A 26,330-nucleotide genomic window follows, 5' to 3' on the forward strand; every position below is an offset into this window, starting at 1 on the left:
CGGCCTCTGCGCTAAACAACAGAGAAGGCTCTCCCGTGTAGCAGCTCTAAGCTAGAAGCTCGTAGCTGGTTAACGACCTGCCACCTTTCCAAAAACACAAAAAAAGGCCGCAGGTCTGGGACGCTGCGGCCTTTTTGCAGAACTGAAACTATCAGTCACACAGCCGCGGTCCCTGCGCACGCCATTTGCGTGCACAGCGGTCTGCGACCAGCATGTGTAGTTTCAGTACGATAGAAAGCATGCGACCATTCTGTCCAAGATAACGAGAGCGCACAAGATGAAAATTTATCTGGTCGGTGGTGCCGTGCGGGATGCGTTACTGGGGCTGCCGGTGACAGAAAAGGACTGGGTTGTCGTGGGGGCCACCCCCGATGACATGCAGGCCAAAGGCTTCCGCCCGGTGGGGCAGGATTTTCCGGTGTTTCTGCACCCGAAGACCCAGGAGGAATATGCCCTTGCCCGCACCGAACGCAAGTCCGGCCACGGCTATGGCGGCTTCACCTTCCATGCGGCCCCGGATGTGAGCCTGGAAGATGATCTGGTGCGCCGCGACCTGACCATCAACGCTATGGCCAAGGCGGAAGACGGCCAGGTGATTGATCCCTTCAACGGTCGCATCGACCTGAAAGCCCGCCTGCTTCGCCATGTGTCCCCCGCCTTCGCGGAAGACCCCCTGCGGGTACTGCGGGTGGCGCGCTTTGCCGCCCGCTATCACTGGCTGGGTTTTCGGGTTGCCGATGACACCCTGGCGCTGATGCGGCAGCTGGCTGACAGCGGCGAGCTGGATTATCTGGTGGCGGAACGGGTCTGGAAGGAAACCAGCCGGGCATTGATGGAACGAGACCCGCAGGTCTTCTTCCAGGTATTGCATGCCTGTGGCGCCCTGAAAGTGCTGTTACCGGAACTGGCCGCTCTGGACGGCGTACCACAGCCTGAAAAACATCACCCGGAAGTGGACACCCTGGTGCATCAATGGCTGTGCCTGGAACAGGCCAGCCAGCTGAATCTGCCGTTGACGGCCCGTTACGCCGTGCTCTGCCATGATCTCGGAAAGGGCAAGACGCCCGAAGAAGAATGGCCCCGGCATATCGCCCACGAAATCCGTAGCGCCCGGCTGGCAAAAACCGTGTCAAAACGCTGGCGAGTCCCCAAGGACGCGGCCACCTTGGCGGCCCTGGTAGCGGAATACCATACCCACTGCCACCGGGCCCTGGAGCTGAAGCCGGCCACGGTCTGGAAGCTGCTGAAAACGCTGGATCTGATTCGCCGGCCGGAACGGCTGGAGGAATTCCTGCTCGCCTGTGAAGCGGACGCCCGCGGCCGCACCGGACTGGAAGATCGCCCCTACCCACAGGCGGATTACCTGCGCGGCGCCGCGCAGGCCGCCAGGGATATTGATGTGGCGGCACTCCGTCAGAGCGGCATCGAAGGGCCAGCACTGGGCGAGGCCATTGAAAAGGCCCGCATTCATGCAATCTCCGAATACAAGAAAGGGTTTGAAAACCATGGTTGATCCCGTCGCCCTGATCACCGGCAGCGCCCGTCGCATCGGCGCAGACATTGTCCGCACCCTGCACAGCAACGGCTTTCGAGTGATCATTCACTACCGCAACAGTGTCGACGATGCCCGGGCACTGGCCGACAGCCTGAACGCAAAAAGGCCGGACAGCGCCGTCCTGCTACAGGCAGACCTGGATCAACCCGATCAGGTACGCCAGCTGGCCGCAGATGCCCTGGCCAGCTTCGGTCGCATGGACCTGCTGGTGAACAACGCCTCCAGCTTTTACCCGACCCCCGTTGATCAGGCCGATGATGCCGACTGGGACAGGCTGCTTCACAGCAACCTGCGCGCCCCCTTTATCCTCAGCCAGAAACTGGCCGACGCCCTGCGCCAGCAACAGGGCAGCATTATCAATATTGTGGATGTCTACGCGGAAAAACCCCTGCAAAACCATACCCTGTATTGCATGGCCAAGGCCGGGCTGGCAATGATGACCCGCAGCCTGGCCCGGGAGCTGGGCCCGGACATTCGCGTCAATGGCGTCTCGCCGGGTCCTATCCTGTGGCCCGAGGCCGGGCAGATGAACCAGCAGGAAATCCAGGATGCCACCGCTCTGAAACGCTGTGGCACACCACAAGACATTGCCGGCACCGTATGGTGGCTGGGGACACAAGCTCCCTTCATCACCGGCCAGATACTGGCGGTGGACGGGGGACGATCACTCACCTTACAGGGCAGTTGAGCAGAGGATATTTTGGGGTAACCATGAAGGGAATCATTGCACTACTGGCATTGCTACCGATGCTTGCCAGTGCCGAGGTGTATCGCTGGCAGGATGCCAGGGGCAACTGGCATTTTGGTGATCAGCCGCCACAGGATCAGCACGAAAAAATTGATCTCAAGGCGCCGCCCAAGCTTGGCCAGGGCGAGCGTGTCCGGGAAATCAACCAGCGCGCCCTGCGACTACGCGAGAGTGAAGAAACCCGGCGGCAAGAGCAGGCGGCCAGGGTGAAAAAAGAACAGGATACCCAGGCCAGAAAATGCCGGGATGCCAGGGCAAGACTGAAACGACTGCAGGGCCGTTTTGTCTATCGCGATGATGAAGGCAATATCACTCACCCCACCATGGACAGGGTAAGAGCCGACCAGGACGAAGTTCGCCAATGGATGCAAAAAAACTGTTCGCCCTGATCCGGGCCGCCCTCTGGCTCACCGCGCTGACGTCATCTCTGGCGGCCCACGGGGATATTTTTCAGTGGCGTGACAAGAACGGCAAGCTGCACTTTGGGGATCGTCCACCGGAACAGGTGGATAGCGAAAAGGTCACCCCAAAAACCTCTCCTGTCATGCAGGAACTGGAAATTACCGTGCTGCGCCAGGACTTCACCCTGCCCGACGGGCTCCATGACCGCACCCTCGGGGCGATCCGCAACATCTACCGACGTTACCGCAATGACTTTGGGCTGGACCTGCATGGCACCGCTCAAGTGAACCTGTATCTGTTCGAGCAGCAGGCGGATTTCCGTCAATGGATGGTCGATCGTATCGGCTCCAGCAACGCCAATTATGCCGGCGTTTTTATCCCTTCCAGCAATGAAGTCGCCGTCTGGCGCTGGGGAAACGATCAGGACGTGGCCCAGACGGTTCTCCACGAAAGCAGCCACGTGCTCCTCTACCAGTTATCCCCGGCGTCCCCGGTCTGGCTGCATGAAGGCCTGGCCCAGTATTTCCAGACTCTCAAAGTGCAACCTGATGGTCGCCTGAAAGTCAGCGCCCTGCCGGATGCCCAGACACGCATCCGTCAATGGATGGACGAGGGCAGGCTGATTACCCTGCGACAGTACCTGTCCCTGGATGACACCCAGTGGCGACGCATGGCCCACGAACTGGACGCCATTCCCTACACCGTCGCCTGGGCCACCACTGCTTTTCTGATGTCCAAACCCGTGGGCCGCAGCACCCTGCGCACGCTGCTTCAGGAACTGGAAAAAACCGACAGCCGGCCCACGCTGAAAAGAATCGGTGAGATCTACCCGGGCGGGCTGACACGACTGGAATATGATTTTTTCCGCTGGGCGCAGAGCGACATGGCGCCGCATTGGTATTGAAAACAGCGGCAAGCTTCAAGCCACAAGCTGCAACGCGGAAAGATTCAATAAAACAATCCCCGCCCCGCCCGCGAACACAGGTTCGGCGCCCTATAAAACCGGCTACAAAGCCGCTGTAGGAGCTATGCCTCGAACGCCACCACCCACAATGCCTGCCCGGCAAAATCTGCTTCTTCCAGCAACTGCCGGTAGGGCTTGCCGATTTCCGGGTGAATCGCATCGGGGGCCAGGTCCACCAGGGGCCTGAGAACAAAGGCATGCTTGAGAATTTCATCACGGGGTAATTGCACACCGTCGATCTCTCCGGTGAGATCGTTATAGGTGAGGATGTCGATATCCAGGGTCCGACTGGAGAATTTCTTTTCCCCGCGCACCCGGCCATGGTCTTTCTCGATATCGCGCAGAGCTGCAGCAAGCTCACCCACAGACAGGGTTGTGTCGATTCCCACCACCAGGTTGTAGAAAGCGTCACCGGAAAAACCCACCGCCTCACTTTCGTACACCGGGCTTACCGCCAACTTACCAAAGGCGGCGGCCAGTGCCTGAAGGCCGGAACGAATATTGTGTTCCCGGTCGATATTGGAGCCCAGGCTCAGGTACACCCGGGCGGTTTGTTCCGTATTACCCATTGGGTTTCTCACCCCGTTCGATGATCACGCCCACATCGCGGGATCCGCGCAGGGCGCCCGGTTTGCTCAGCCGCAGCTTCAGCCAGGGCACATTGAATTCGCCAATTACCAGCTGGGCCACATTTTCCGCCAGGGTTTCCACCAGCTGGAATTCACTCCCTTCGATAAACGCAATCACACGTTTACCAATAGCCTTGTAGTCCAGTGCGTCGTCGATGTGATCCGACGCCGCACCCTTGCGGATATCCGCCGCCATTTCCAGATCCAGGCTGACAGTCTGGCGAATACGCCGCTCCCAGTCGAAAATCCCGATAACGGTATCCACTTTCAAATCATTGATATAAACAATGTCCATACTGGCCCTCTTGGCGCAGGTTTCACGGGAAAGCGACTTTCCATCTGCATGAATCCCACTTTGGGTAATCAGATGTTACGCTTGCAACGCAGGCCGGCGTGTCGCCATGTGTACAATAAATGCCTGCCAAGCATGCAGAAGTCGCCACCCCGGCGATGTGAAGGGAGATTATAGCCGGTGCAAGCAGGGACATTACAGGATGTGTGGTTTTGGCTGCTGCCATTGTGCGTGGCCGGCTATCTGATGGGCTCCATTTCCAGTGCCATTCTGGTGTGCCGACTGTTCGGCTATCCAGACCCGCGCACCGAGGGCTCCAACAACCCCGGCGCCACCAATGTGCTGCGTATCGGCGGCAAACCGGCCGCGGCGCTGACATTGCTGGGCGACGTGCTGAAAGGGGTGATCCCGGTGGTGCTGGCCCGCTATCTGGACATGGGCCCCTTCGTGGCCGCGCTAGTAGGCACCTTTGCCTTTCTCGGCCATCTGTTTCCGGTGTTCTTCCACTTCCAGGGCGGCAAGGGTGTGGCCACGGCCTTCGGCTTGTTGTTTGCCTTGCACTGGCCCAGCGGCCTGGTGGCGGGGGCCGTCTGGCTGCTGGTCTTCGCCCTCACCCGCATTTCTTCCCTGGCCTCGTTAAGCGCCTTCGTGGTCGCCCCCGCCTGCATCTTCGCCTGGCTGCCCCAGGCCTTCTGGCCCATGCTGGCCCTGTCCCTGGTAATGATCCTGCGCCACCGCAGCAACCTGCAAAAATTGCTGCGCGGGGAAGAGTTGGGGTTCAGGAAGAAGGACTGAGTAACAAGTTTCAAGTTGAAAGTTACAAGGCGCGGATCGAGGCAGCAGCCAACCGTTAACCGGTGTCGCCGCGCCTCTGGGGAAGAAAAATGATCCCTTCGTATCTTTGTGCTCGTTTCTTTAAAGGCCAGGCGGCGCGGCTCAGGAGTTGCCGAATAGCACCAAAATTGGCTCGCGCCTTGCAACTTTCAACTTTCAACTTGCAGCTTCTCCAATTCCGTCAACGGCCAGCGCGGTCGCACCTTGATGGGTAACGCCGCACTTTCCCCCGCCTGCAGGCGCAGGGCACCGGCAAAGGCGATCATGGCGCCGTTGTCGGTGCAGTACTGGGGGGCGGGGTAGAACACCTGCACACCCCGCTTTTTCATCTGCTCTGCCAGCTTGGCACGCAAGGCACGATTGGCGCTGACCCCGCCAGCCATCACCAGCCGCTTGTCGCCGGTCTGCTCCACCGCCCGGCGACACTTGATCACCAGGGTATCCACCGCTGCCTCTTCGAACGCCAGGGCGATATCTGCCTGGTCCTGCTCGCTGAGAGCCTCCTTGCCACCCAGATCGTTGATGGTGTTGAGGGTGAAGGTCTTCAGGCCGGAAAAGCTCATATCCAGACCTGGGCGATCGGTCATGGGCCGGGGGAAGCGGAACCGGCCCGGCGTTCCTTTTTCCGCCAGCGCGGCGATACGCGGGCCGCCGGGATAGCCCAGCCCCATCATCTTGGCCGCCTTGTCGAAGGCTTCACCAGCAGCATCATCCACGGATTCGCCGAGAATGGCGTAGTCACCCAGGGAGCGGGCTTCCAGTAACAGGGTGTGGCCGCCACTGACCAGCAGCGCCACAAAGGGAAAGGCTGGCGCATCCGGTTCCAGCAGCGGCGCCAGCAGGTGGCCTTCCATGTGGTGCACCTCCACGGCGGGAATGCCCCAGCCAAAGGCCAGTGACCGGGCCACGCCGGCCCCCACCAGCAAGGCCCCGGCAAGGCCGGGCCCGGCGGTATAGGCGATGCCATCGAGCTGATCCGGGGTGGTGCCTGCTTCCGCCATCACCTGTTTTACCAGTGGCAGCACCCGCTGCACATGGTCACGGCTGGCCAACTCCGGCACCACGCCACCAAAGCGGGCGTGCATCTCTACCTGGCTGTACAGGGCCTGCCCCAGCAGACCGGCATCGGTGTCATAAATAGCCACCCCGGTCTCGTCACAGCTTGATTCGATACCCAATACACGCATGATGCTCACCCCTTGAAATACGGGCGCCATGATAGCGCCAGACGCCCGGATTTGCATTTCTTCCTGACTCAGGTAGAATCCCCGCCCTCGCCGCACCCGGGACCACCTGAGCCCGCGGCGAATCCATATAACCCAAAGACTTTTAGGAAGGTGATTCTTCATGCCTCAGGTGAAGGTGAAAGAAGGCGAACCGTTTGATGTGGCCCTGCGCCGTTTCAAGCGTGGCTGTGAGAAAGCGGGCATTCTCTCTGAAGTGCGTCGTCGCGAACAGTACGAGAAGCCCACTCAAGAGCGTAAGCGTAAGCGTGCCGCAGCCGTCAAGCGTCACCTTAAGAAACTGCAGCGTGAGCAACTCGCACGCAAACGTCTCTACTAAGGTATAGACGTCTGATGAGTGCGCTCAAAGAGCAGCTCACTGCAGCCATGAAGGACGCCATGCGTGCCAAAGAAAAGGCACGTCTTGGCGTTTTTCGTATGGCGCTGTCAGCGATCAAGCAAATCGAAGTGGACGAGCGCATCGAGCCCGATGATGCCCGTGTACTGGCGTTGCTCGACAAGCTGATCAAGCAGCGCAAGGATTCTGCTACCCAATACCGCGACGCGGGCCGCCCGGAACTGGCGGAAACCGAAGAAGCGGAAATCCTGGTACTCCAGGAGTTTCTCCCCGCCCAGCTGAGCGACGACGAAATCGACGCTCTGATTGACGATGCCATCTCCCAAACCGGTGCCACAGGCATGCAGGACATGGGCAAGGTAATGGGCATCCTCAAGCCACAATTACAGGGCCGTGCCGACATGGGCGCCGCCAGTGGCAAGGTTCGCGCCAAGCTGAACTGATTTTTACCACCGATAATACAGAACACCCCGAATCAAAGGCCCAGCCACTGACGCTGCGCCTGATTTTTCGTCTTCTGTCCGGCTTTCCACCAGCCCCGACTCCAACACGCGGCTACCGCCACTCCGCGGTTTCTGTTTGAATAATTCCCCATTCTGGCAAAATCAGACCCATGGCACGCATTCCGGAAAATTTCATACAGGATCTGTTGGCTCGCACCGACCTGGTGGAGCTGATTGATTCCCGCGTGCCCCTGAAAAAGACCGGCCGCAACTACAGCGCCTGCTGCCCCTTCCACCAGGAAAAGACCCCGTCGTTCACCGTGGCCCCGGATAAGCAGTTCTACTACTGCTTCGGCTGCGGCGCCTCCGGCAATGCTGTGGGCTTTCTGATGGAATACGAACATCAGAGCTTCCCGGAAGCGGTGAAGCAGCTTGCCGGTCGTGCCGGCATGGAAGTGCCGGAAAGCCGTCCGGAGACCCCCGCCGACCGACAGAAGAAAGACCGCCTGCAGTCGCTGTACGACCTGCTCAGCCGGGCAGAGAAATTCTACTGTCAGCAATTGCGCCAGGCGCCGGAGCGGCAGAAAGCGGTCACCTATCTGAAAGGTCGGGGACTCAGCGGGGAAATCGCCAAGCGCTTCGGCATCGGCTTTGCCCCGCCCGGTTACGATAACCTGATCGGCGGACTGTCGCTGACTGAAGCGGGTCTTGAGCAGGCCCTTACCGCAGGCCTGCTGGTACGCCGGGACGATACCGGACGCACCTATGACAAATTTCGCGATCGCATCATATTCCCGATCCGCGACACCCGCGGCCGCACTATCGGCTTTGGTGGCCGCGTGCTCGGCGACGGAAAACCCAAATACCTGAACAGCCCGGAAACCCCGGTCTTCCACAAGGGCCAGGAGCTCTATGGCCTGTGGGAATGGCGCCAGAGCCGCGATCGCAGCGACCGACTCTACGTGGTGGAAGGCTACATGGACGTAATCGCCCTGGCCCAGCACGGGGTGCCCAATGTGGTTGCCACCCTGGGCACCGCCACCACGGAAGATCACGCCCGCAAGCTGTTTCGCCAGGTCAACGAAGTGGTGCTCTGTTTCGACGGTGACAAGGCCGGGGTGCGCGCCGCCTGGCGAGCCCTGGAATCCCTGCTGCCAGCGCTGGACGACGGCAAGCAGGTACGCTTCCTGTTCCTGCCCGACGGCGAAGACCCGGACACCCTGGTCCGCCAGCAAGGCCCGGAAGCGTTGCGAGCGCTCACTGACAAGGCCGACGCCCTCTCCACCTACCTGTTCCGGCACCTGTCCGAAGGGCTGGACCTGACCACCGTGGACGGCCGCGCCCGGCTGGCCCGGCTCGCCCTGCCCTATCTGGACAAACCCGCCGGGCCGGTCTATCGGGCACTGCTCACCCAGGAACTGTCGCAGCTGACCCGACTGGACAAGGAATCGCTGACACAACTGAAGCCGGCCCCCAAACCGGAGACCGCCCCAGCCCCGCGCCCCCGGCCCGAGCCTGAACCGGAATCCCATGATGACTTCATGCCCATGGATTATGGCGACTCCATGCCGCCACCGGACGATTTCTACCCGGCGGACAGTAACAGCTACCCGTCACGCGCCAACAACCGCCCAACCCGCCACCAGGACGGCAGCCGCAAGGGCCCGATGACCCTGGCGGAAAGACTGGTACTGGTGCTGCTGGATTACCCGGATCTGGTGAGCGAACAGCCACTGCCCGATGGCGTGGAGCTATTGCCCATGCCCCACATTGATCTGCTGATACAGGTGGCAGGCCTGTGCCGCCAGAACCACAGCCCCGCCGCCCTGCTCGGCGCGCTGATGGCACTGGAACAGGGAGAAACCCTGTCCCGTCTGCTAAAGGCCAGCCTCAAGCCGCCCATGCAGAAAGAAATGGCCACCCGTCTTTGGCAAGATGCCCTCTCCCAATTGGAAGTCTCTCGCCTGGAGGCCGCCCTCCACGAAATGGAGCAGGCCGGCATCCCGGATACCGCCCATTGGCAGGAACTCCACCGGGCACTCGCCGAAGCCCGCCAGCATGCCCGCCAGCCCTTCAACTAGAAAAAACCTGTAACCCAATGATTTTTATAGAGAAGTAATACGGAAAACAATTCGCCACCCATAGGCCCGTAGTCTTGCAATTACTGGCCGAAATCCCCATATACCGGTATAATACGCCGTTTTCCCACGCCACAATCCGCTAGTCAGCCACGGCAAGCTAGCACGACGTTACGGGCTTTATTGCATGACGACTCAAAAGCAGCAGCAACAATCCCAGCTGAAGCAGTTGATCGCGCTCGGCAAGGAACAGGGTTACCTGACCTACGCCGAAGTGAATGACCACTTGCCGGAGTCCATTACCGACACCGACCAGGTGGAAGACATCATTCAGATGATCAACGACATGGGCATCACCGTGGTGGAAAAAGCCGCCGATGCCGATCAGCTGATGATCGAGGAAAGTGCCGACAGCACCGACGAAGTTGCCGCCGAAGAAGCTGCCGCTGTTCTCGCCTCCGTAGAGAGCGAGCCCGGCCGCACCACCGACCCGGTGCGCATGTACATGCGCGAAATGGGCACGGTGGAACTGCTGACCCGTGAAGGCGAAATCGAGATCGCCAAGCGCATCGAGGAAGGCACCCGGGAAGTCCTGCACGCCCTGGCCTTCTGGCCCGGCGCCGTTGACATGCTGATCGACGAATACGCCCGCGTGGAAAACGAAGAGCGCAAGCTCACCGATATCATCGCCGGTTACCTGGACCCCAATGATGACGGCGCCGCCGCCACCAATGCCAACAAGGAACCGACTTTCGCAGAAAAGGCCAAGAAAGCCGCTGAAGCGAAAGAAAAAGCGAAAGAAAACGACGATGACGACGACGCTGACAAAAAAGACAGCGACGACGATGATGATGAAGATGAAGGCGGTCTGGATCCGGTACTGGCGGCAGAGCGTTTTGCCGAGCTGAAGAAACTGCACGAGAAAGCCGAGCGCGCCCTCAAGCGCAACGGTCGTGACCATGCCAGCACCGCCAAAGCCATGGAAGCCCTGGCCGAGCACTTCACTCTGTTCAAGCTGGTGCCGCGCATCTATGACGAAATGCTGGTCGGCGCCCGCAACAATCTGGACCTGGTTCGTAAGTTCGAGCGTCAGATCATGTCTTCCGCCATTCGCCGTGGCGGCATGGACCGCAAGGATTTCATCAAGCTGTTCCCCGGCAACGAAACCAACATGGACTGGGTCGATCAGCAGCTGAAAACCAAGAAAGGCAAGACCATTGCCGACAAGCTGAGCGAAGTAAAGGAAGACATTCAGCGCGCTCAGCGCAAGATCACCACCGTCGAGGAAATCATTGGTCTGCCGGTGGCTGACATCAAGGAAATCAACCGTCGCATTTCCATCGGCGAAGCCAAGGCTCGCCGCGCCAAGAAGGAAATGGTGGAAGCCAACCTGCGTCTGGTAATTTCCATCGCCAAGAAATACACCAACCGCGGCCTGCAGTTCCTCGATCTGATCCAGGAAGGCAACATCGGTCTGATGAAAGCCGTGGACAAGTTCGAGTACCGTCGCGGTTACAAGTTCTCTACCTACGCCACCTGGTGGATTCGTCAGGCCATTACCCGCTCTATCGCCGACCAGGCACGCACCATCCGGATTCCGGTGCACATGATAGAGACGATCAACAAGATCAACCGGGTACAGCGCCAAATGCTGCAGGAAATGGGCCGTGAACCGACCCCGGAAGAACTGGGCGTGCGCCTGGAAATGCCGGAAGACAAGGTCCGCAAGGTACTGAAGATCGCCAAAGAGCCGATCTCCATGGAAACCCCCATCGGTGACGATGAAGATTCCAGCCTGGGCGACTTTATCGAGGACGGCAACATGGAGTCCCCGGTGGATTCCGCCACCTCTCTGGGCCTGGAAGAAGCCACCCGTGAAGTACTGGCTAACCTGACCGCCCGGGAAGCCAAGGTACTGCGCATGCGCTTCGGTATCGACATGAACACTGACCACACCCTCGAGGAAGTGGGCAAGCAGTTCGACGTGACCCGTGAGCGTATCCGTCAGATAGAAGCCAAGGCGCTGCGCAAGCTGCGCCACCCCAGTCGCAGCGAACACCTGCGCAGCTTCCTGGACGGCGACCTGTAACACTTGAAAAAAATTGCCGGCCCCCGAATAATCGGCGGCCGGCATTTTATTGTCCTTCCGTTTTTCCGGGCCTATAGCTCAGCTGGTTAGAGCAGTCGACTCATAATCGATTGGTCCCAGGTTCAAGTCCTGGTGGGCCCACCAATTTCCTTGTTATTCCCCACATCTACCTGACCATGCTTAACGGCGGCCGCTTTATGGCAGCCTCGCGCTCCCCATGGATCCGCTTTTCCATGCAGAAAGGTTTTCGCTCAAGGAGCACTCGGAGGCACCGGGGACGGCAAAAAATCGCTGACATCCTGGGGTGCCATCAAGCATGAGCTGAAATGCCAAGGCAAAACCGAGGTGCTGAGGAAGCGGGAAGAGGCTCTTGAGCAAGGCCAGAAAATCAAGGCCCTGAAACTGGCCAAAGCCAATGAGCGCCTGCTGTAGCAGTGATGTCCGGATGGCGTCACCGCCTGCGTATAAGCACAGGCAGTGACAGCAGATCACATCCGTTGGATTCAGTGGGCGGAGGCTTCTCCGCCCCGGAATTTCGACACACCGGTGACCACCAACAACACCAGCGCCCCGGCAATAATCCCGCCCACCAGATTGATCAGCAACGGCACCAGCCACGAGACCGCTGCCACCATTTCCTGCAGATGATGAATCCAGTCATGGGAACCGGGGATACCGTGAACCAGAATCCCACCACCCACCAGGAACATGGCGGCGGTGCCGACCACGGATAGGGTCTTCATCAACCACGGCGCCACCGTCAGAATAACTTGCCCGAAGGCAATACGGGCCCCTGCAGCGGTGCTGTCCGCAGGCGTCTGCATCAGGTGCTGACCCGCATCGTCCAGCTTCACAATACCCGCTACCAACGAGTACACGCCCACTGTCATCAACACGGCAATGGCGCAGATAGCAGCCACCTGGACCCCAAAAGTGGCGCTTTGCACCGCGCCCAGGGAAATCACGATGATTTCTGCCGAGAGAATAAAGTCCGTACGGATCGCCCCCTTGATCTTGGTTTTTTCGAAGGCCACCAGATCCACATTTTCATCGCTGACCGCCTGCAGGCGCTGCTGGTGCTCTACCTCTTTCTCATCGCCATGCAGGAACTTGTGAAGCAGTTTTTCACAGCCTTCATAACAGAGGTAAGCGCCCCCCACCATCAGCAGCGGCGTAATCAGCCAGGGCAGAAACACACTGATCAGCAACGCGGCCGGCACCAGAATCAGTTTGTTGACGAAAGACCCCTTGGCTACCGCCCAGACCACAGGAAGCTCGCGGTCTGCCTTCACACCGGACACCTGTTGCGCATTCAGCGCCAGATCATCCCCCAGCACACCGGCGGTTTTCTTTGCTGCCACCTTGGTCATTACCGATACATCATCGAGAATGGTGGCAATATCATCGAGCAATGCCAGCAAGCTGGTTCCGGCCATGAGTCTCTCCTTTGAATAATCTATACATCTGCGTGCAGATACCGCACCGAGTCTACCGGTACTGACCGCCCAACGCACCGCGAACCCGCCCCCTCTTTATGCCGCGAGTTTGGTATAGTGCAGCAAAGCCATCGACAGCCCATAAACCATGCCGGAATATCAACGCCCACAATGCCTATCCAATATCCATCGCGAGGAAATTGCCGATGGTCTGGTCCGTGTTGGCTGTCACTATCAGATCGAAAAGCTGCTCGATGACAGTTTTCTGCTGGCCGATATTCCTTTGCCCGCCTCATTAACGTCATCGGTCGATAAACGCAAAACCGAATACCTGGCCGGCCGCTGGTGTGCCAGAGAAGCGCTGCGCATGCTGGGCGTCGACGGGATACCGGGCATGGGTGCCGACAGAGCCCCCATTTGGCCCCCTGGCACCGTGGGCAGCATTACTCACAGCAAGGGCACCGCTGAGGTGATGGTGGCGGATGCCCGGCACTGGCTGGCGGTGGGCCTGGATACGGAGCAATGGCTAACCGCAGAACGGGCGGATCGGCTGTGTCGTGAATTGCTGACCAGCGAGGAAAGGGAAAACCTGAAAGGCCTCACCCCGATACAACGGGCCAACAGGATCACCCTGATCTTCTCCGCAAAGGAAAGCCTGTTCAAGGCACTCTATCCCCTGACCGGCAAGCGCTTTTACTTTCATGATGCTGCCCGCCGCAACCAGCGCTCACTCACCTTGCTGACAACGCTGACAGAGCAATGGAAGCACGGCACCGAGGTACCCTTTCGCTGGCGAGAACGCCAACAGGGCGTACTCAGCTGGATTGCCTTGCCGCGGTAGCGGGCATTGGTTTTCAGACACATCCGGCGGCTTTAACGAATATTGCCCGACCAGGGGCCAGAAGGGGCCTGCGGCGCGCAATATGGCGCCCCGCAGGAAAGAACCGTTGACTACCGCTCTTCAGCAACACTGGCCAGGTTGGCCGCAATTATGGGGCGATGGCTGGTGGAGGCATCATTGGCCTGTTCAAACAGAGTACGGGCCCGCTCCCGATCATCATTCAGCAACGCCACATAGCCGGCATTGCTGAGCGCTACCGCCCGATCCTGAGAGCGCTGCCAGGTTGCCACTGCTCGCTCATAATGCCCTTGCCGGGCCTGGGCAATGGCCAGATTATGGCTCATGCGTTGTTCTCGGGGGTAACGTGCTACGGCCCGCTGCAGCAACTGTTCCGCTTCGCGGTACTGGCCCGCCATGATCAGGGAATAGCCGGCATTGTTAATCACCATGGGCCGGTCACCGCCAGCCTCAAGCGCCAATCCATACCAGCGAGCGGCGGACTGGTAGGAACCGATCATGTCATCGGCTATACCCAGCCCATTAAGGGTGCGCCAGCGTAGCGGATCATTGCGATAGGCAATTTGCAACTGACGACGAGCATTCTCCCAGTCTCCCCGCGCCAACAACGCAAGCCCTCTTCCCTCCTGGGCTTCTACCAGGGTCGGCGCCTCCTTGAGGATCAGCTCATAGGCCTTGAGCGCCGGCTCACTTCGGCCGCTGTCCAGGCTCAACCGGGCAATGGCAAGCTTGCCACGTATTGCCCAGTCATCCTCTCGTTCTGTCAGTGGCAAATAATTGGCCAGTGCTTCGGAGAAATCCCCTTTGGCCCGGGCGGACTCTCCCTGCTCGAACTGTTCATCCGGGCTGAGAATCTCATCAGCCTGGTCATCCAGACTGGATGAGGTAGCGCAGGCACTCAGCCAGCCTGCCAACAGAATCATCATTAATACTTTCATGGTCAGCCCCCGTCACATGCGGTCAATAAAACCGGTGTAGATGTGGATAGCCGCCGGGCCAAGAATCACCAGGAACAGGGCGGGAAAGATGAATAGCAAAATCGGTATTGCCATTTTTACCGGCAACTTGGCAGCTTTTTCACGGGCGGTCTGAATACGGATATCCCGCATTTCATCCGCATGTTCCCGCAACGCATCCGCAATGCTGGTACCAAAATGTTCAGCCTGAATCAGAATGGATACCAGCGCCTGCATCTCCTCAAGATCAGTACGCTCGGCCAGGGACTTGAGGGCTTCATTGCGTGGCTTGCCAGCACGGATTTCCAGTGTCACCAGCAGCAGTTCGTCACTCATGTCCCGGGAGGCAAAATGGAATTCATCACCTACCCGCTTGATGGCGGCATCCAGGCTGAGACCGGCTTCCACACAGACCACCAAAAGATCAAGCACATCCGGGAAGACCTCTGCCAGATGCTGGCGTCTTGCTTCTTCCTTGTGGCGCAGCACCAGATTGGGAATGAAAAAACCGATCAAGGCGGACACCACCAGCGCCACCACAGCCCAATGCCGCTGGGTCACCAGGGTGGGATACATCAACAAGGGGGAGATGCTGAGAACCGGCAACAGCACAGCCAGAAAAAATTTGGCCGTATAGTAGATGCTCATCGCCTGAGGGCTACGGTAGCCGGCGCGCACCAGACGAGCACGGATCCGGGACTGCTTCCACTTGTCATCCGGTACTACCAGGCGGGCCATTGGCTGTAACCATTTAACCGTGAAGGCACCTTCTTCCGTGGGCTGATCTTTCCTTTTATCGCCAGGAGCAAGCCCCTGAATTTCACGTAGACGCCGGTCAAAGGTGGCATTGCCACTGAACAGCCAGTTGCCCACTGACGCGACAATGATCACCGTCAACAGAAACAATGTCCCCATTATCAGGACTGACAGGCTAATTCCTTCCAACATGACGCCCCCCCTTGATTAAACCCTGAAGTTAATCATTCGGTGAATGACGATATACCCCATTACCATGAGGGCCAGTTGAGCACCGATCACCATGTAGCCCATGGTGGTTTCCACCAAGGTGTAGAGATACGCGGGATTCAACAGCAGCAGGGCTCCGGCCACCACAAACGGCAAAGCAATAAGGATGTTGGCTGAAAACTTCATTTCTGCTGCCAACACACGAATTTCCCGAAAAGTTCGTGCCCGGGAGCGCATTACCGCAGACAAGCGATTCAGCACTTCCGCCAGATTGCCGCCAGTGGTTTTCTGTATCAGCACCGCGGTAATGAAATAACGCATTTCCTCACTACTGCTACGCTGGGCAAGATGACGCAAGGCATCTTCCAGATCCATACCAAAGTTCAATTCATCAAAGGTAGTGGCGAATTCCGATGCAATCGGCTCGGCCATTTCCATGCTCGCCTGTCTGATAGCCGCTGAAAACGGGTTGCCCGCTCGCATACTACGGGCAAGAAAATCCATGGCATCCGGCAACTGGTCCGAAATTTGCTTTGCACGCTCCCGCTTCTTTGCCTTCACATAGGCATAGGGCACATAGAACCCCAACAGCGTGGCAATCGGCAGCGCCAGAAACCAGAACACCTTGAGTAATAGCCACAGGATCAGGAAACTCAGCACAAACAGCGAAAACTGGATCAGCAGATACCGTGATACGGTAAGCTCTACACCGGATTGCACCAGCATTCTGTCGAGGGAATGAGAACGGGGAAACATGGCCAGAATCCTGTTGAGCGCAGGCACTTCACTGAAAGTTCTTCGCCGTAACAGGGACAGCGCTTCTTCATTACTGAGCCCGGAAGCCGAAAGATTACGAAGCCGCTTGCTCACCGCCTGGGTGCGTTCCACATTCATGGAACGATAAAGCAGGTAGAAGCCTTCAATCAGCCCCACCACGGCCAGAAAAGCAATAACCGATATGATGATGGTGATTTCATTGATAATCATGGCCGCCCCCTACTCGTAGACACGCTCAGGATCGAAGATGCCCTCATCCAGCGGAATACCGCGCTCCTTGATCCGCTGCATCATCATCGGCCGGATACCGCTGGCCCGGAACTCGCCCAGAACCTTTCCGTTTTCGTCCACACCCAATCGCTTGAATTGGAAGATTTCCTGCATGTTCACCACGTTTTGCTCCATGCCGGTAATCTCCTGGACACTGATCACCGCTCGGCGACCATCCGAAAGCCGCTCGGTCTGTACAATTAGATCCAGTGCAGCAGCAATCTGCTGGCGGATGACATTGGGTGATATGGAAACCCCAGCCATCCCGATCATGTGCTCCAACCGGGAGATACCATCACGGGCAGAATTGGCGTGGATGGTGGACAGCGAACCGTCATGGCCCGTGTTCATGGCCTGCAACATATCCAACGCTTCCTCACCGCGGACTTCACCTACCACAATACGATCCGGGCGCATTCTCAACGCATTTCTTACCAGGTCGCGGGCAACCACTGCCCCTTTCCCCTCGATATTGGGAGGGCGGGTTTCCAGCCTGCCCACATGAGGTTGCTGAAGCTGCAGTTCAGCAGAATCCTCAATGGTGAGAATCCGTTCATTGGCAGGAATAAACCCGGATACCACATTGAGCAGCGTGGTTTTCCCGGAGCCGGTACCACCGGAAATCAGGATATTGGTTCTTGCCTTCACTGCCGCTTTCAGGAAATCGGCGATAGGCTGGGTAATGGAGCGGAAATTCATCAAATCGGTGACCGTTAGAGGATCCACCGCAAATTTACGAATAGACAGCAGAGGGCCATCCACAGCCAGCGGGGGGATAATGGCATTGACTCGCGAACCATCCATAAGGCGAGCATCCACCATGGGGCTGGATTCATCCACCCGACGCCCGACCGCACCGGCAATCTTCTGGATGATGCGCATCAAGTGGTCATTATTCTGAAAACGGATATTGACCTTCTCCAACACCCCGTGACGTTCGATATAGCAGGTATCTGCGGTATTAATCAGGATGTCAGAAATGGACGGATCACGAAGAAGCGGCTCCAGCGGCCCCATTCCCAGCACTTCGTTTTCCACATTTTCTATCAATACGCTCTGTTCATGCTCATTAAGCACAAAACCATTATCGTCAATCAGGTCACGCAAGGACTGGCGTATCTGCTGCCTCACCAGCTTATCTTCCATCCTTTCCATCTGACGAAGATCCAGGCGCTCCATCAACAGTGAGTGCACTTTTTTCTGCACTGCACTGAAGTCCATTTCATCGATCCCTCTTTCACTGGCAAACATGATGAACTCCTTTCTCAATGCCGCCGGATAAGCCGCCCCAACAGGCCAGCTTGCTCTCTTTTTTCACCGGTAAGCTCTTCCAGTATCTTTTCAGAAATCTGGTGCATGTCTTTACTGATACGGCTATGTTTAGCGTGCTTACTCAACGGCATGCCGTGGTCCTGAGAACCCATGACCGCATCGTAGTCATTGGCAACACGGATCATTCTTTCAATCTTCAGAGTGTCAAAAATCTGCTTGTCGGTAACCGCGGAATGTTTGGATCGGTAACGGTTGTCCACAATGGTCACCTTGTCATCCTCAATGCCCACACTATGAAAATAGGACAGCAGAAGACGGGCATCGCGCAATATCGCCAGGCTGCGCTGTATCACCACATAGATATCGTCGCTGGCTTTTAGTATCTCTTCATTCCAGTCGTTAATGGCTTTTGGAAGATCCAGAATCACCACATCGAAGGTTTGACGGATGACTTCCAGGAACTTTTTGACATCAGCAGTACTTATTCTGTCGAGGCGGGTAATTTTTGTTGGCGCAGGCAAGGCATAGAGGCCTGAATCATGGTGGCTCATCATGGCGCTCAACATGGTCTTGTCGAGCCTGGATGCCTGACCGAGCGCATCCATGACATTAGCCTGCCATTTCACATCCAGGTATAAAGAGACACAACCGAACTGAACATCCAGATCGATCAATGCCACTTTCAGTTCCTCATCCATGGCGGCGATGTCACAGGCCATATTGACAGCGATAGTGGTAGCACCACTGCCTGACTTGCTGTTGATGATGGAAATAATCTTGCCTTTTCTGCTATCGCCATTCTGGCTAATACCAGCTTGCAGCCTGGATAACTCTCTCTTTAGATCATCTTCGGCAGGAGGAACAGGAATCACATCCCTGGCGCCAACCCGCATAAGGCGACGAATGATATCTACCCCTGGCTCTCGGAATGCCGCATACACAGGAATATCATTCAACTCAGTGATCAGAGCTTCAACAAGTGACGAGTCCTGCTCGTTTTCGTCATTACCCTCGACAATGAGAGCATGACAGCCCGCCTCTCGCACCTTGCTCACCAAGCTACCGTTGAGAGTGAATGGCAATGCGACAAAACCGGCTTTAAGCCCTGTCACTATCTTTCCAAACTGGGCTTTTGTCGTCTCATTGCGGTATATCAATCCGATGACCAAACCTGTACTCATCCTTGTTCCCTCTGAATTATTTCAGGGTGTATTCAAGTCTTCACTGACTCGTGTGCTGGTAAAACTTGGTAGTGTCAGGCTAGAATCCATCCCAATAATCCCCGGCAAAACCAATTCATATTCCTGTCCCACAATGGCAACAGTAACCTCCCTGACGGGCCGTGGATTCCCAGAAAATCCAGTGGAAGAGCAGCCGTAGCGCACCGTTACATTGGCGGCCTGAAGATCCTGATAGAGTGCATTCATTTCACCCATAAGACCGGTACAACTGGCCGAATCGCACGTCACCGTCAGCTCTGTTACCGCAGAGCAATCCAGTGAGGAAATATCGGTCACCGGATCACTAACAATGGCATAGCGTGCACCAGCACGGGTGGCATCCACCGCTCTAGTCCAGGTAAAAATAACCAACGCCAATTCGATAATGGCAAAGATAAGAAGAAGGAAAATCGGTAGCGTGAGGGCCACTTCCACCATGGTGGCACCCCGCTGTTTTTTTCTGGATAGGATTTTATTCACCATGGTAACGTTCCTCCACGGTGGAACTTAGCGTGATAGGACCAAGATCCAGGAAAGGCACAACGGTGTCACCAAATATAGCGCTGAAATCTACGGAAGCTGTGGCGATAATGACGCAGGCATCATCACCCCCGGTGACCGTGCGCTGCTCCACTGTAAAGCTCACATCCCCTGCATCCAGATCAGGCAGCAAGGCATTGCCGCTACCTGCCTGGTTACCAAACGCCACCAGGTTGGCGGCATTGTTGATTGAAGCTCCCCATTGTGCGCCCTGAGTACAATCGGCATTGACACTTTGCGCGGAGCGACTCATATAGCGGGCGCCAGAAGCCACCGCTTTGCTCAGCGTGTTTTGCTGATAGATAGCCCGCCCCATCTCTGTAATGCCAAACACCAGCACAATCATCAAGGGCAGCAGAATGGCAAACTCCACCATGGCTGCCCCCGCCTGGCGTGCAGGCAATCTATTCATACAGCTGAATCTGCACATGGTAGTTATCATCCGTATCCTGGGCCCAACCGATGAACTCCCCGTAGAAAGTCACATCCGGAGGACCTTCCGCCGGCTTCACCAGAAACATTCGGGCAAAACCATCCCTCGGGAAAATCACACCACTTTTCTTGCCGCCAGTTATGCCCAATGCCTCGCAGCTCAGCACGGCCATGTTCATCACGCGTCGAGACTCCTGACCTGCCGGGTCTGAAGGTTGTCCGGCCACAGGAATGCTGTTGGCGATTTCGTGCTGATAGACCTCATAACGGGATGGGCGACTCACGTTGCTCCAGCCATTTGGCGCCGGCGTGCCATGGTTCGTTGACCAGTAGCTATCAAAGTCCCAATCACCTGCACCAATCCGGCTATCCACTGGATCAGAACTACTATCCAGCGGATAAGGCACCACATTGGGAGCCGGCGGCCAGTCACTGTCATAATTCTGGAAAGGGTTGGGGCCGTCATAAATACCGAACCGGGTATTCCATCCGGCTCTGGTCTTGGCCGTCATTGAGCCTGTCTGGGTGGTGAACGTTGCGGGCTGGCATCCCACATCACCTTCATTGGCGATAAACAGCGACACATCATTTGCTCCGGGACCCGCGTTAGGCGGCTGAAGGAACCCGAAATTACCACTACTCCACTGATTGGATCCCTGCTGTCGCATTTCGATATGGGCACCCACTTCCATTTCTTCGCTGAAATGGGATCCCTCAGGCTCCCAAGGATCGCACATGGCCATGGGAGGATAATTGCAGGTGAAGAAGTTTCGCCCAGCCAAAGCATCGGTTACCGCGGAGGCTGTCTCCGCAGTGTCGATACCCAAGGCGCCAAGCACAGGCAAAAAGATCAGGTCTGACGTGAAGCGGTCACCATCACCCACCAGAGTCGGATCCAGAGTAACTCTGACATAGTGAGCATCCACATCGGATGTGGCAGCGTATTTGCCTGGCTCGACTTCAGCACCACTACAAAAATCTGAAAATCCCGGATCGGAAGGCTTCACATCCGTCTCACTGCCAATGACGCAGAAGAAATCAAATGCTCCATCCGGCAAGCCGGTCGCACCCAGCAGTTCAGTAACACGGGCAAAGCGAGCATCATGCTCCAGCAGATCTCTGGCAGCAGCACGAGCGCGATCCTGGGCGTTATTATCTGAGTTCAGCTCTGCTGCTGCAGCCAGAGCAGCCGCATCTGCCGCGTTCTGCATATCAGTTCGCATCATCAGAACCCGCCCAACATCGATGGCCAAAGCGGCGATACCGATCAGTATCACGATCAGTATGGCCATCATCACCATATAGGCCCCGCGCTGCTGCCTTTTCATCATGCTCACCCTTTTACATTAGTTGGAGCTGGAGACTTCCTCCACGATCCTTCCTTCCTCAACTTTTCCGTCATCTTTGAGGAATCGCTCGTAACCCGCATCCAACTTTCCGCCATGGGTACTGATCACTGGATGGTCCTTGTAGCGGGCGCCCGGATTGATCACCTGTACCTGAGAATTTTGATTCACACTGTAGCCATAATCTGGCCGCAAGGACTCTCTTGCACAGGCACTCAGGAGTACCGCGATTACTACCGTCATAATCTTATTCATTGTGTGCTACCTCCCTGATCTGATGTCCGAACTTGCCGTGCAAACCGCCACGACTTGACGTGTCTTTTGAATCCTCATTTTCCTGCTCACGGGCATTGCGATTCCGGGTAGGCTTATGCTCAAGGAAACCCATCAGATACTGATCAATGTCACTGGGAGGAACGAACACGTCAGTAGGCAGGGCGTACTGATCGATTCGTTTCGGCGTCACCAGTTTCGGCGTGACAATTACCACCAGTTCGCTTTCGTTACGCTTGAACTCGGTGGAACGGAACAAGGCACCCAGCACCGGAATACTGCCCAGTCCCGGAACCTGATTAATGACGTTATTCAAGTCATCCTGGATAAGACCGGCAATGGCAAAGGCCTGTCCATCGGCCATTTCCACGGTGGTTCCGGTACGACGAGTGACAAAGCCGGGGATATTGAAGCCGGACGTCTGAAAGCCATTGGAAGGGTCGATTGCAGAGACTTCCGCATTCAGTTTGATGTTTATGCTGTCATCCGACAGCACCGTTGGCACAAACTTGAGCCCGACACCAAACTCCTTGAACTCCACAGTGATGGTGACATTGCCTTCATCACCATTCTGAGCCACCGGGATGGCCACTTCCCCCCCAGCCAGAAAGCTGGCCTCCTGACCGGACAAGGCAGTCAGGTTGGGCTTGGCCAGCACCTTGGCCAGACCTTCACGCTCCAAAGCGTCGAGCCGCACACTGATACCGTTATAGCCAAAGATAGTAGAAGCTGGATCGGTAAATATTGATGAAAGAAAAGGGATATTATTAGGCGCTATACCGGTAGCCGTGGCCAAGGTCTTGACTCCATCACGATTAAACGCCTGGAGACTGACGCCCAGTTCCTGCAGCGATGTCCTCTTGATCTCGGCAATACGCACTTCCAGCATCACCTGAGTACCGCCCCCTACTTCCAGCATATTTACCACTTTATCTTTCGGCGCAAAGCTCCGCGCTACAGACAAAGCCTGTTCCATGGCCATGACACTGGAAGCTTTTCCAGAAAGAATAACCTGATCGTTGGCGCCACGGATCTGTATTTCGTCCTCTTCAGGCATAAGCTCATAAATTCGACGCTTCATCTGGTCCATGTCGTAGCCGACAATCACATCCATCAGCGCCACAAGATTTCGGTTTTTGTCCCGGAATGCCAGATTGGTATGACCAGGCTTCATTCCCAGAATAAGAACATGCCGCGAGGACAACAGCTTAATATCTGCAATCTCGGGGTTACCGATCACCACCTGATCCAGGGGTGACGGGGAATAGATCATCTGTGACTTACCCAGGGAAAGCGACAACTCCTCTTTCTGAAGTCCATCACTAAATTGCAGTTCATAGCCTTCCGAAGCATAAACGGTAGATACCATTGCCATCATGAATGCTGCTACCACACACATTGACCAGCCTGGTAACCGAATGTCAGTATTCATCCTCATTATCCTTCCTCCCTGGAATCCTATTGCGCACCGGCCGGTGCTGGCGTTTTCTGACGAACTTCCCCTTCTTTGACAGTCTGGTTTTCCACTTCCAGTCCACGAATCACTTCAACCTGCGGCTTGGGAGGGGCGCGCCGAACCCGGCGAACCACTTTGGTTTCCCGCTCCGGCTCCTCTGTCAGTAGATCCTTGTAAGTCACCAATTCGGTTTCGACGATTGATGCGTCGAACTCGTTTCTCAGAAGCAGGTTGAGATCCCCAGTCTTGGCCGCCAGAACAATTCTCTGACCATCGAAAGGAGCGACCAGAATAGTGATGGCGTTAACTACTTTCGGCTCGGTGTCTGTTTCACTGGAGCGCTGATCAATGCCCAGGACTTTGGCATTCTGCAATATCACCCGGGTTACCGGATTTTTGTCAGAGCGACCAAAGGTGGTGGTGTGAAGCACATCCACATAATCACCGGGCATGACAAAGCCCCCTACGCCCTTTATTTCATTCACGGACAAGGTAACGGCACGTTGGTCTTCCGGGATTTTTGACGGCAAGCCCCCGCGTGCGCCATATGGGGAAAGCTTGTACTTGAGAATCGGCTCGCCTTTTTTAGCCTGTGTGAGAATAAGGGGCGGTTTGTCCTGCAGCAGCGCAGACTTGGTGCGAAATGCACCTTCCGGCACGCTGGATTCCGGCCAGTCCACCACATTCAACAGCACCTCATCCAACCGGGTTCCACTGTTAAGGTCAGCCGCAGCCACCACTACCGGCACGGTGGCTATGGTTCGCATATCCGATCGACTGCTGACTTCGCGCTGCAAAAACTGGTTAACCAGGTAGACTGTCAGCCCACCGAGAATAATGGCCACCAAAAGAATTAATAGAGGTCGCAACTGCATGAGGAATCTCCTTTTCCGTCCCTTCCCGTATCACCCGCCTTCATTACGGTAGCGGCGATACTCCTGAAACTGTGAGTACCGCACCGGCAGCGATGGCCACCGCATACGGCAGTTTTGCCTGATTGGCGTCCTGTTCCATTTCACTGGCAGGCATACCTCGCACCACTGCAAATAATCTTTTCCCTGTTTGTCGAAACGACCCTTTCAATACTATTGCCATTACAGCCAGAACCAGGCCGCACAATGCTGTGTTCAGTAATAATTCAGGAACTATAGAGAGCCCAACTATCAGCGCAACCAGCGCTAGCAATTTCACATCGCCAGCTCCCAGCCAGCCCAGAAACCAGAAAATAAAAGAAGAGAGAAAAACAATTCCTGCGGCAGCAAGGTGTAAGAGCAACACAGAATAACCTTGTTCGAGAAATAGAACGGCAGGAATCACAAGAATAAAAACTGCTACAAGGCGATTCGGGATTCTCCTTTCGGCGATATCGTAATACACCGCCGGCATCAACAAGGATAAGGTCAGAATAAGTGTCACCATTTCCGGGTCACCTCCTCTGCCCGCCTTTCGGCGGGCAGAGTTTCTGGGTCGGTAGCAATACTGAGTTATGATCCGTTCGCTGACTCCAATTCACCTTGAACCGTTTCAAACGCCGTCCTTGTCTCAGTACCGATTACAGAAATCGCAACAATGGCGACCACGGAAATCAGGGCAACCAGAATTGCATATTCCACCATGGTGGCCCCGTCTTCTTCTTTGATGAATTGCATAAACAGCTGTTTCATGACTTGTCCTCCAGACATCAAACTTTCCTTTTGTGAGCCGCCTGTAAAATATTCCAGCTTTGCAAAGCTGGTCACATAAACAATGCGGACATACATCATTTGGCGCTTGCAAAGAGGGCAAAGGTATTTATTTGCTGTGTGGAGAATTAATCTTTCTGTAACCTGTCTCTGCCAGGAAAATTGAATACCGTTCCTCACCCTGTTTTTCCTATTAATAATCAATGAGATAAGCCATACCCCATATGAGTTAAATAACAAAAAACAGTGCAAGCCATTGAATTATCGAGGAAACTCAAATTGTTAAATTAATAACTTAATTGTTGTACATATCGTAACTACTGGCCGTAAATCTCATTTCGAACAACGTTCTCCGCATTAAAACCCCAACTTTATATATCCATCTTTTCTTTAAAAAAGTTCTTTTTTTTCTTTCGCCCCCGCCACAGTCCCAGTAACGCACATTTTTGCGCCGTTTTACGGGTATAGAAGCAACAAATTGCTCGAAAGTGTCCTCTTCAGTACCATTTATCAATCCCCCCCAACAGGCCAGTAATCATGAGCCAGCCACTCAGCCATCGCGGCCAGAAACGCCGCCAGGCGATTCTTGACCCAGCCACCGACGCTTTTCTCCAGCATGGATACGAAGGCACCACCCTGGACATGATCATTGCTCAAGCTGGCGGCTCCCGGCGCAGTCTCTATGACTATTTTGGTGACAAGCAGGGCCTGTTCGGCGCGGTGATTCGCTACCACACCGACAAGCTGGTCGAGGAAGTCCGTTCGATTGATGTGATCGGCATGTCTGCACGGGAAGGGTTGACGCTGCTGGCCAAGAACTTTGTGTTTGCCTTGCTCGAGCCGGTCAACCTGGAGCTATACCGCCTGTTGATCACCCAGGCTCCAGCCTTCCCGGAACTGAGCCGGAGCGCCTACCAGGTGGGCCCGGCGTTGCTGCTCAGCGAACTGGAGAGATACTTGGACCACTTGCAACGACAGGGCCAGCTTCCTGCCAGGCTACCGACCCCTCATACCGCCCGCCAGTTCCTGGGTATGGTGAAGGCTGAGTTCCAGCTTTGCGCTCTGCTGGCGCCGGAGCAACTGCCTGCGAAAAGTGCGATCAGCGCACATATCCAGGACTGCGTCACTTTTTTGTTAGACAACCACTAGTCCCGCCATTGGCACCACTCGTCACCCCGGTATACATTGTAAATAGATGTCACTCTGGCTTTGGGGGCTAAGATGGCAAGA

General features: G+C 56.2%; 28 protein-coding genes and 1 tRNA gene. 12 read left to right on the forward strand and 17 right to left on the reverse strand.

Annotated features, from left to right (window positions below):
* The first annotated feature begins 277 nt into the window (after positions 1 to 277).
* From KZ772_RS08150 to KZ772_RS08165, 4 genes are read left to right on the forward strand one after another with little or no spacing between them, the layout of a single operon-like run.
* On the forward strand, positions 278 to 1,513 hold the full coding sequence (locus tag KZ772_RS08150) for a multifunctional CCA addition/repair protein (protein ID WP_290539299.1): 1,236 nt from the start codon (positions 278 to 280) through the stop codon (positions 1,511 to 1,513).
* Positions 1,506 to 2,243: a pteridine reductase gene (locus KZ772_RS08155; RefSeq protein ID WP_290539300.1), complete on the forward strand. Its 738-nt coding sequence runs from the start codon at positions 1,506 to 1,508 to the stop codon at positions 2,241 to 2,243. The genes KZ772_RS08150 and KZ772_RS08155 overlap by 8 nt, the downstream gene beginning before the upstream one ends.
* Before the next feature lie 23 nt (positions 2,244 to 2,266).
* Positions 2,267 to 2,692, forward strand: a complete 426-nt coding sequence (locus tag KZ772_RS08160) for a DUF4124 domain-containing protein (protein ID WP_290539301.1) — start codon at positions 2,267 to 2,269, stop codon at positions 2,690 to 2,692.
* Positions 2,665 to 3,609, forward strand: a complete 945-nt coding sequence (locus KZ772_RS08165; protein WP_290539302.1) for a DUF4124 domain-containing protein — start codon at positions 2,665 to 2,667, stop codon at positions 3,607 to 3,609. The genes KZ772_RS08160 and KZ772_RS08165 overlap by 28 nt, the downstream gene beginning before the upstream one ends.
* A gap of 122 nt (positions 3,610 to 3,731) precedes the next feature.
* Here KZ772_RS08165 and folK read toward each other — a convergent pair whose 3' ends face one another.
* Together folK and folB are read right to left on the reverse strand one after the other, a co-directional pair.
* Entirely contained in the window at positions 3,732 to 4,238 is a 507-nt protein-coding gene (gene folK, locus KZ772_RS08170; protein WP_290539303.1) for a 2-amino-4-hydroxy-6-hydroxymethyldihydropteridine diphosphokinase, read from the reverse strand.
* On the reverse strand, positions 4,231 to 4,593 hold the full coding sequence (gene folB, locus KZ772_RS08175; RefSeq protein ID WP_290511560.1) for a dihydroneopterin aldolase: 363 nt from the start codon (positions 4,591 to 4,593) through the stop codon (positions 4,231 to 4,233). Before folB ends, folK begins: the two co-directional genes overlap by 8 nt.
* A 201-nt stretch (positions 4,594 to 4,794) precedes the next feature.
* Here folB and plsY point away from each other — a divergent pair, with 201 nt between their 5' ends.
* A complete protein-coding gene (plsY, locus tag KZ772_RS08180; protein WP_290539304.1) occupies positions 4,795 to 5,385 on the forward strand; it encodes a glycerol-3-phosphate 1-O-acyltransferase PlsY in 591 nt (196 codons plus the stop codon).
* A 188-nt stretch (positions 5,386 to 5,573) separates the two neighbouring features.
* Here the strand turns inward: plsY and tsaD are convergent, their stop codons facing one another.
* Positions 5,574 to 6,611: a tRNA (adenosine(37)-N6)-threonylcarbamoyltransferase complex transferase subunit TsaD gene (gene tsaD, locus KZ772_RS08185; protein ID WP_290539459.1), complete on the reverse strand. Its 1,038-nt coding sequence runs from the start codon at positions 6,609 to 6,611 to the stop codon at positions 5,574 to 5,576.
* A 160-nt stretch (positions 6,612 to 6,771) separates the two neighbouring features.
* On the opposite strand from tsaD, the gene rpsU reads away from it, so the two are divergent.
* From rpsU to KZ772_RS08210, 5 genes are all read left to right on the forward strand, one after another.
* On the forward strand, positions 6,772 to 6,987 hold the full coding sequence (gene rpsU, locus KZ772_RS08190; RefSeq protein WP_007148705.1) for a 30S ribosomal protein S21: 216 nt from the start codon (positions 6,772 to 6,774) through the stop codon (positions 6,985 to 6,987).
* Between the two features lie 14 nt (positions 6,988 to 7,001).
* Positions 7,002 to 7,448, forward strand: coding sequence for a GatB/YqeY domain-containing protein (locus KZ772_RS08195; protein ID WP_290539305.1), 447 nt, complete (start codon positions 7,002 to 7,004; stop codon positions 7,446 to 7,448).
* Between the two features lie 170 nt (positions 7,449 to 7,618).
* Positions 7,619 to 9,529 (forward strand): DNA primase, encoded by a 1,911-nt coding sequence (dnaG, locus tag KZ772_RS08200; RefSeq protein ID WP_290539306.1) that lies wholly within the window; start codon positions 7,619 to 7,621, stop codon positions 9,527 to 9,529.
* Positions 9,530 to 9,713: 184 nt separating this feature from the next.
* A complete protein-coding gene (rpoD, locus tag KZ772_RS08205; protein WP_290539307.1) occupies positions 9,714 to 11,615 on the forward strand; it encodes an RNA polymerase sigma factor RpoD in 1,902 nt (633 codons plus the stop codon).
* 67 nt (positions 11,616 to 11,682) lie between these two features.
* A tRNA-Ile gene (locus tag KZ772_RS08210) sits at positions 11,683 to 11,759 on the forward strand.
* 359 nt (positions 11,760 to 12,118) lie between these two features.
* Here the strand turns inward: KZ772_RS08210 and KZ772_RS08215 are convergent.
* A complete protein-coding gene (locus KZ772_RS08215) occupies positions 12,119 to 13,051 on the reverse strand; it encodes a DUF808 domain-containing protein (RefSeq protein WP_290539308.1) in 933 nt (310 codons plus the stop codon).
* Positions 13,052 to 13,199: 148 nt separating this feature from the next.
* On the opposite strand from KZ772_RS08215, the gene KZ772_RS08220 reads away from it, so the two are divergent.
* On the forward strand, positions 13,200 to 13,892 hold the full coding sequence (locus tag KZ772_RS08220) for a 4'-phosphopantetheinyl transferase superfamily protein (protein ID WP_290539309.1): 693 nt from the start codon (positions 13,200 to 13,202) through the stop codon (positions 13,890 to 13,892).
* 110 nt (positions 13,893 to 14,002) lie between these two features.
* Here the strand turns inward: KZ772_RS08220 and KZ772_RS08225 are convergent, their stop codons facing one another.
* The 13 genes from KZ772_RS08225 to KZ772_RS08285 all read right to left on the reverse strand — a co-directional run bounded on the left by KZ772_RS08225 (position 14,003) and on the right by KZ772_RS08285 (position 25,280).
* Entirely contained in the window at positions 14,003 to 14,848 is an 846-nt protein-coding gene (locus tag KZ772_RS08225; RefSeq protein ID WP_290539310.1) for a tetratricopeptide repeat protein, read from the reverse strand.
* A 12-nt stretch (positions 14,849 to 14,860) separates the two neighbouring features.
* Positions 14,861 to 15,814, reverse strand: coding sequence for a type II secretion system F family protein (locus KZ772_RS08230; protein WP_290539311.1), 954 nt, complete (start codon positions 15,812 to 15,814; stop codon positions 14,861 to 14,863).
* A gap of 15 nt (positions 15,815 to 15,829) precedes the next feature.
* On the reverse strand, positions 15,830 to 16,819 hold the full coding sequence (locus tag KZ772_RS08235) for a type II secretion system F family protein (protein WP_290539312.1): 990 nt from the start codon (positions 16,817 to 16,819) through the stop codon (positions 15,830 to 15,832).
* A 9-nt stretch (positions 16,820 to 16,828) separates the two neighbouring features.
* Positions 16,829 to 18,130, reverse strand: a complete 1,302-nt coding sequence (locus KZ772_RS08240) for a CpaF family protein (RefSeq protein ID WP_290539313.1) — start codon at positions 18,128 to 18,130, stop codon at positions 16,829 to 16,831.
* A 14-nt stretch (positions 18,131 to 18,144) separates the two neighbouring features.
* A complete protein-coding gene (locus KZ772_RS08245) occupies positions 18,145 to 19,332 on the reverse strand; it encodes an AAA family ATPase (RefSeq protein WP_290539314.1) in 1,188 nt (395 codons plus the stop codon).
* Positions 19,333 to 19,353: 21 nt separating this feature from the next.
* Positions 19,354 to 19,854, reverse strand: coding sequence for a TadE family protein (locus KZ772_RS08250; protein ID WP_290539315.1), 501 nt, complete (start codon positions 19,852 to 19,854; stop codon positions 19,354 to 19,356).
* Positions 19,844 to 20,287, reverse strand: a complete 444-nt coding sequence (locus KZ772_RS08255; protein ID WP_290539316.1) for a TadE family protein — start codon at positions 20,285 to 20,287, stop codon at positions 19,844 to 19,846. The genes KZ772_RS08250 and KZ772_RS08255 overlap by 11 nt, the downstream gene beginning before the upstream one ends.
* A 28-nt stretch (positions 20,288 to 20,315) precedes the next feature.
* The gene (locus tag KZ772_RS08260; RefSeq protein WP_290539317.1) at positions 20,316 to 21,674 is read right to left on the reverse strand and encodes a TadE/TadG family type IV pilus assembly protein; all 1,359 of its coding nucleotides are present in this window, start codon (positions 21,672 to 21,674) and stop codon (positions 20,316 to 20,318) included.
* 15 nt (positions 21,675 to 21,689) lie between these two features.
* Entirely contained in the window at positions 21,690 to 21,944 is a 255-nt protein-coding gene (locus tag KZ772_RS08265) for a hypothetical protein (RefSeq protein ID WP_290539318.1), read from the reverse strand.
* Positions 21,937 to 23,394 (reverse strand): type II and III secretion system protein family protein, encoded by a 1,458-nt coding sequence (locus KZ772_RS08270; RefSeq protein WP_290539319.1) that lies wholly within the window; start codon positions 23,392 to 23,394, stop codon positions 21,937 to 21,939. Before KZ772_RS08270 ends, KZ772_RS08265 begins: the two co-directional genes overlap by 8 nt.
* Before the next feature lie 26 nt (positions 23,395 to 23,420).
* On the reverse strand, positions 23,421 to 24,293 hold the full coding sequence (gene cpaB, locus KZ772_RS08275; RefSeq protein ID WP_290539320.1) for a Flp pilus assembly protein CpaB: 873 nt from the start codon (positions 24,291 to 24,293) through the stop codon (positions 23,421 to 23,423).
* Between the two features lie 43 nt (positions 24,294 to 24,336).
* Complete coding sequence (locus KZ772_RS08280) at positions 24,337 to 24,837, reverse strand: prepilin peptidase (protein ID WP_290539321.1); 501 nt, start codon at positions 24,835 to 24,837, stop codon at positions 24,337 to 24,339.
* Positions 24,838 to 24,902: 65 nt separating this feature from the next.
* Complete coding sequence (locus tag KZ772_RS08285; protein WP_290539322.1) at positions 24,903 to 25,280, reverse strand: Flp family type IVb pilin; 378 nt, start codon at positions 25,278 to 25,280, stop codon at positions 24,903 to 24,905.
* Positions 25,281 to 25,637: 357 nt separating this feature from the next.
* Here KZ772_RS08285 and KZ772_RS08290 point away from each other — a divergent pair, with 357 nt between their 5' ends.
* The gene (locus tag KZ772_RS08290) at positions 25,638 to 26,249 is read left to right on the forward strand and encodes a TetR/AcrR family transcriptional regulator (RefSeq protein WP_290539323.1); all 612 of its coding nucleotides are present in this window, start codon (positions 25,638 to 25,640) and stop codon (positions 26,247 to 26,249) included.
* Positions 26,250 to 26,330 lie beyond the last annotated feature (81 nt).

Origin of the sequence: Alcanivorax sp., from assembly GCF_019431375.1 — a bacterium.
Classification (GTDB): Bacteria; Pseudomonadota; Gammaproteobacteria; order Pseudomonadales; family Alcanivoracaceae; genus Alcanivorax; species Alcanivorax jadensis_A.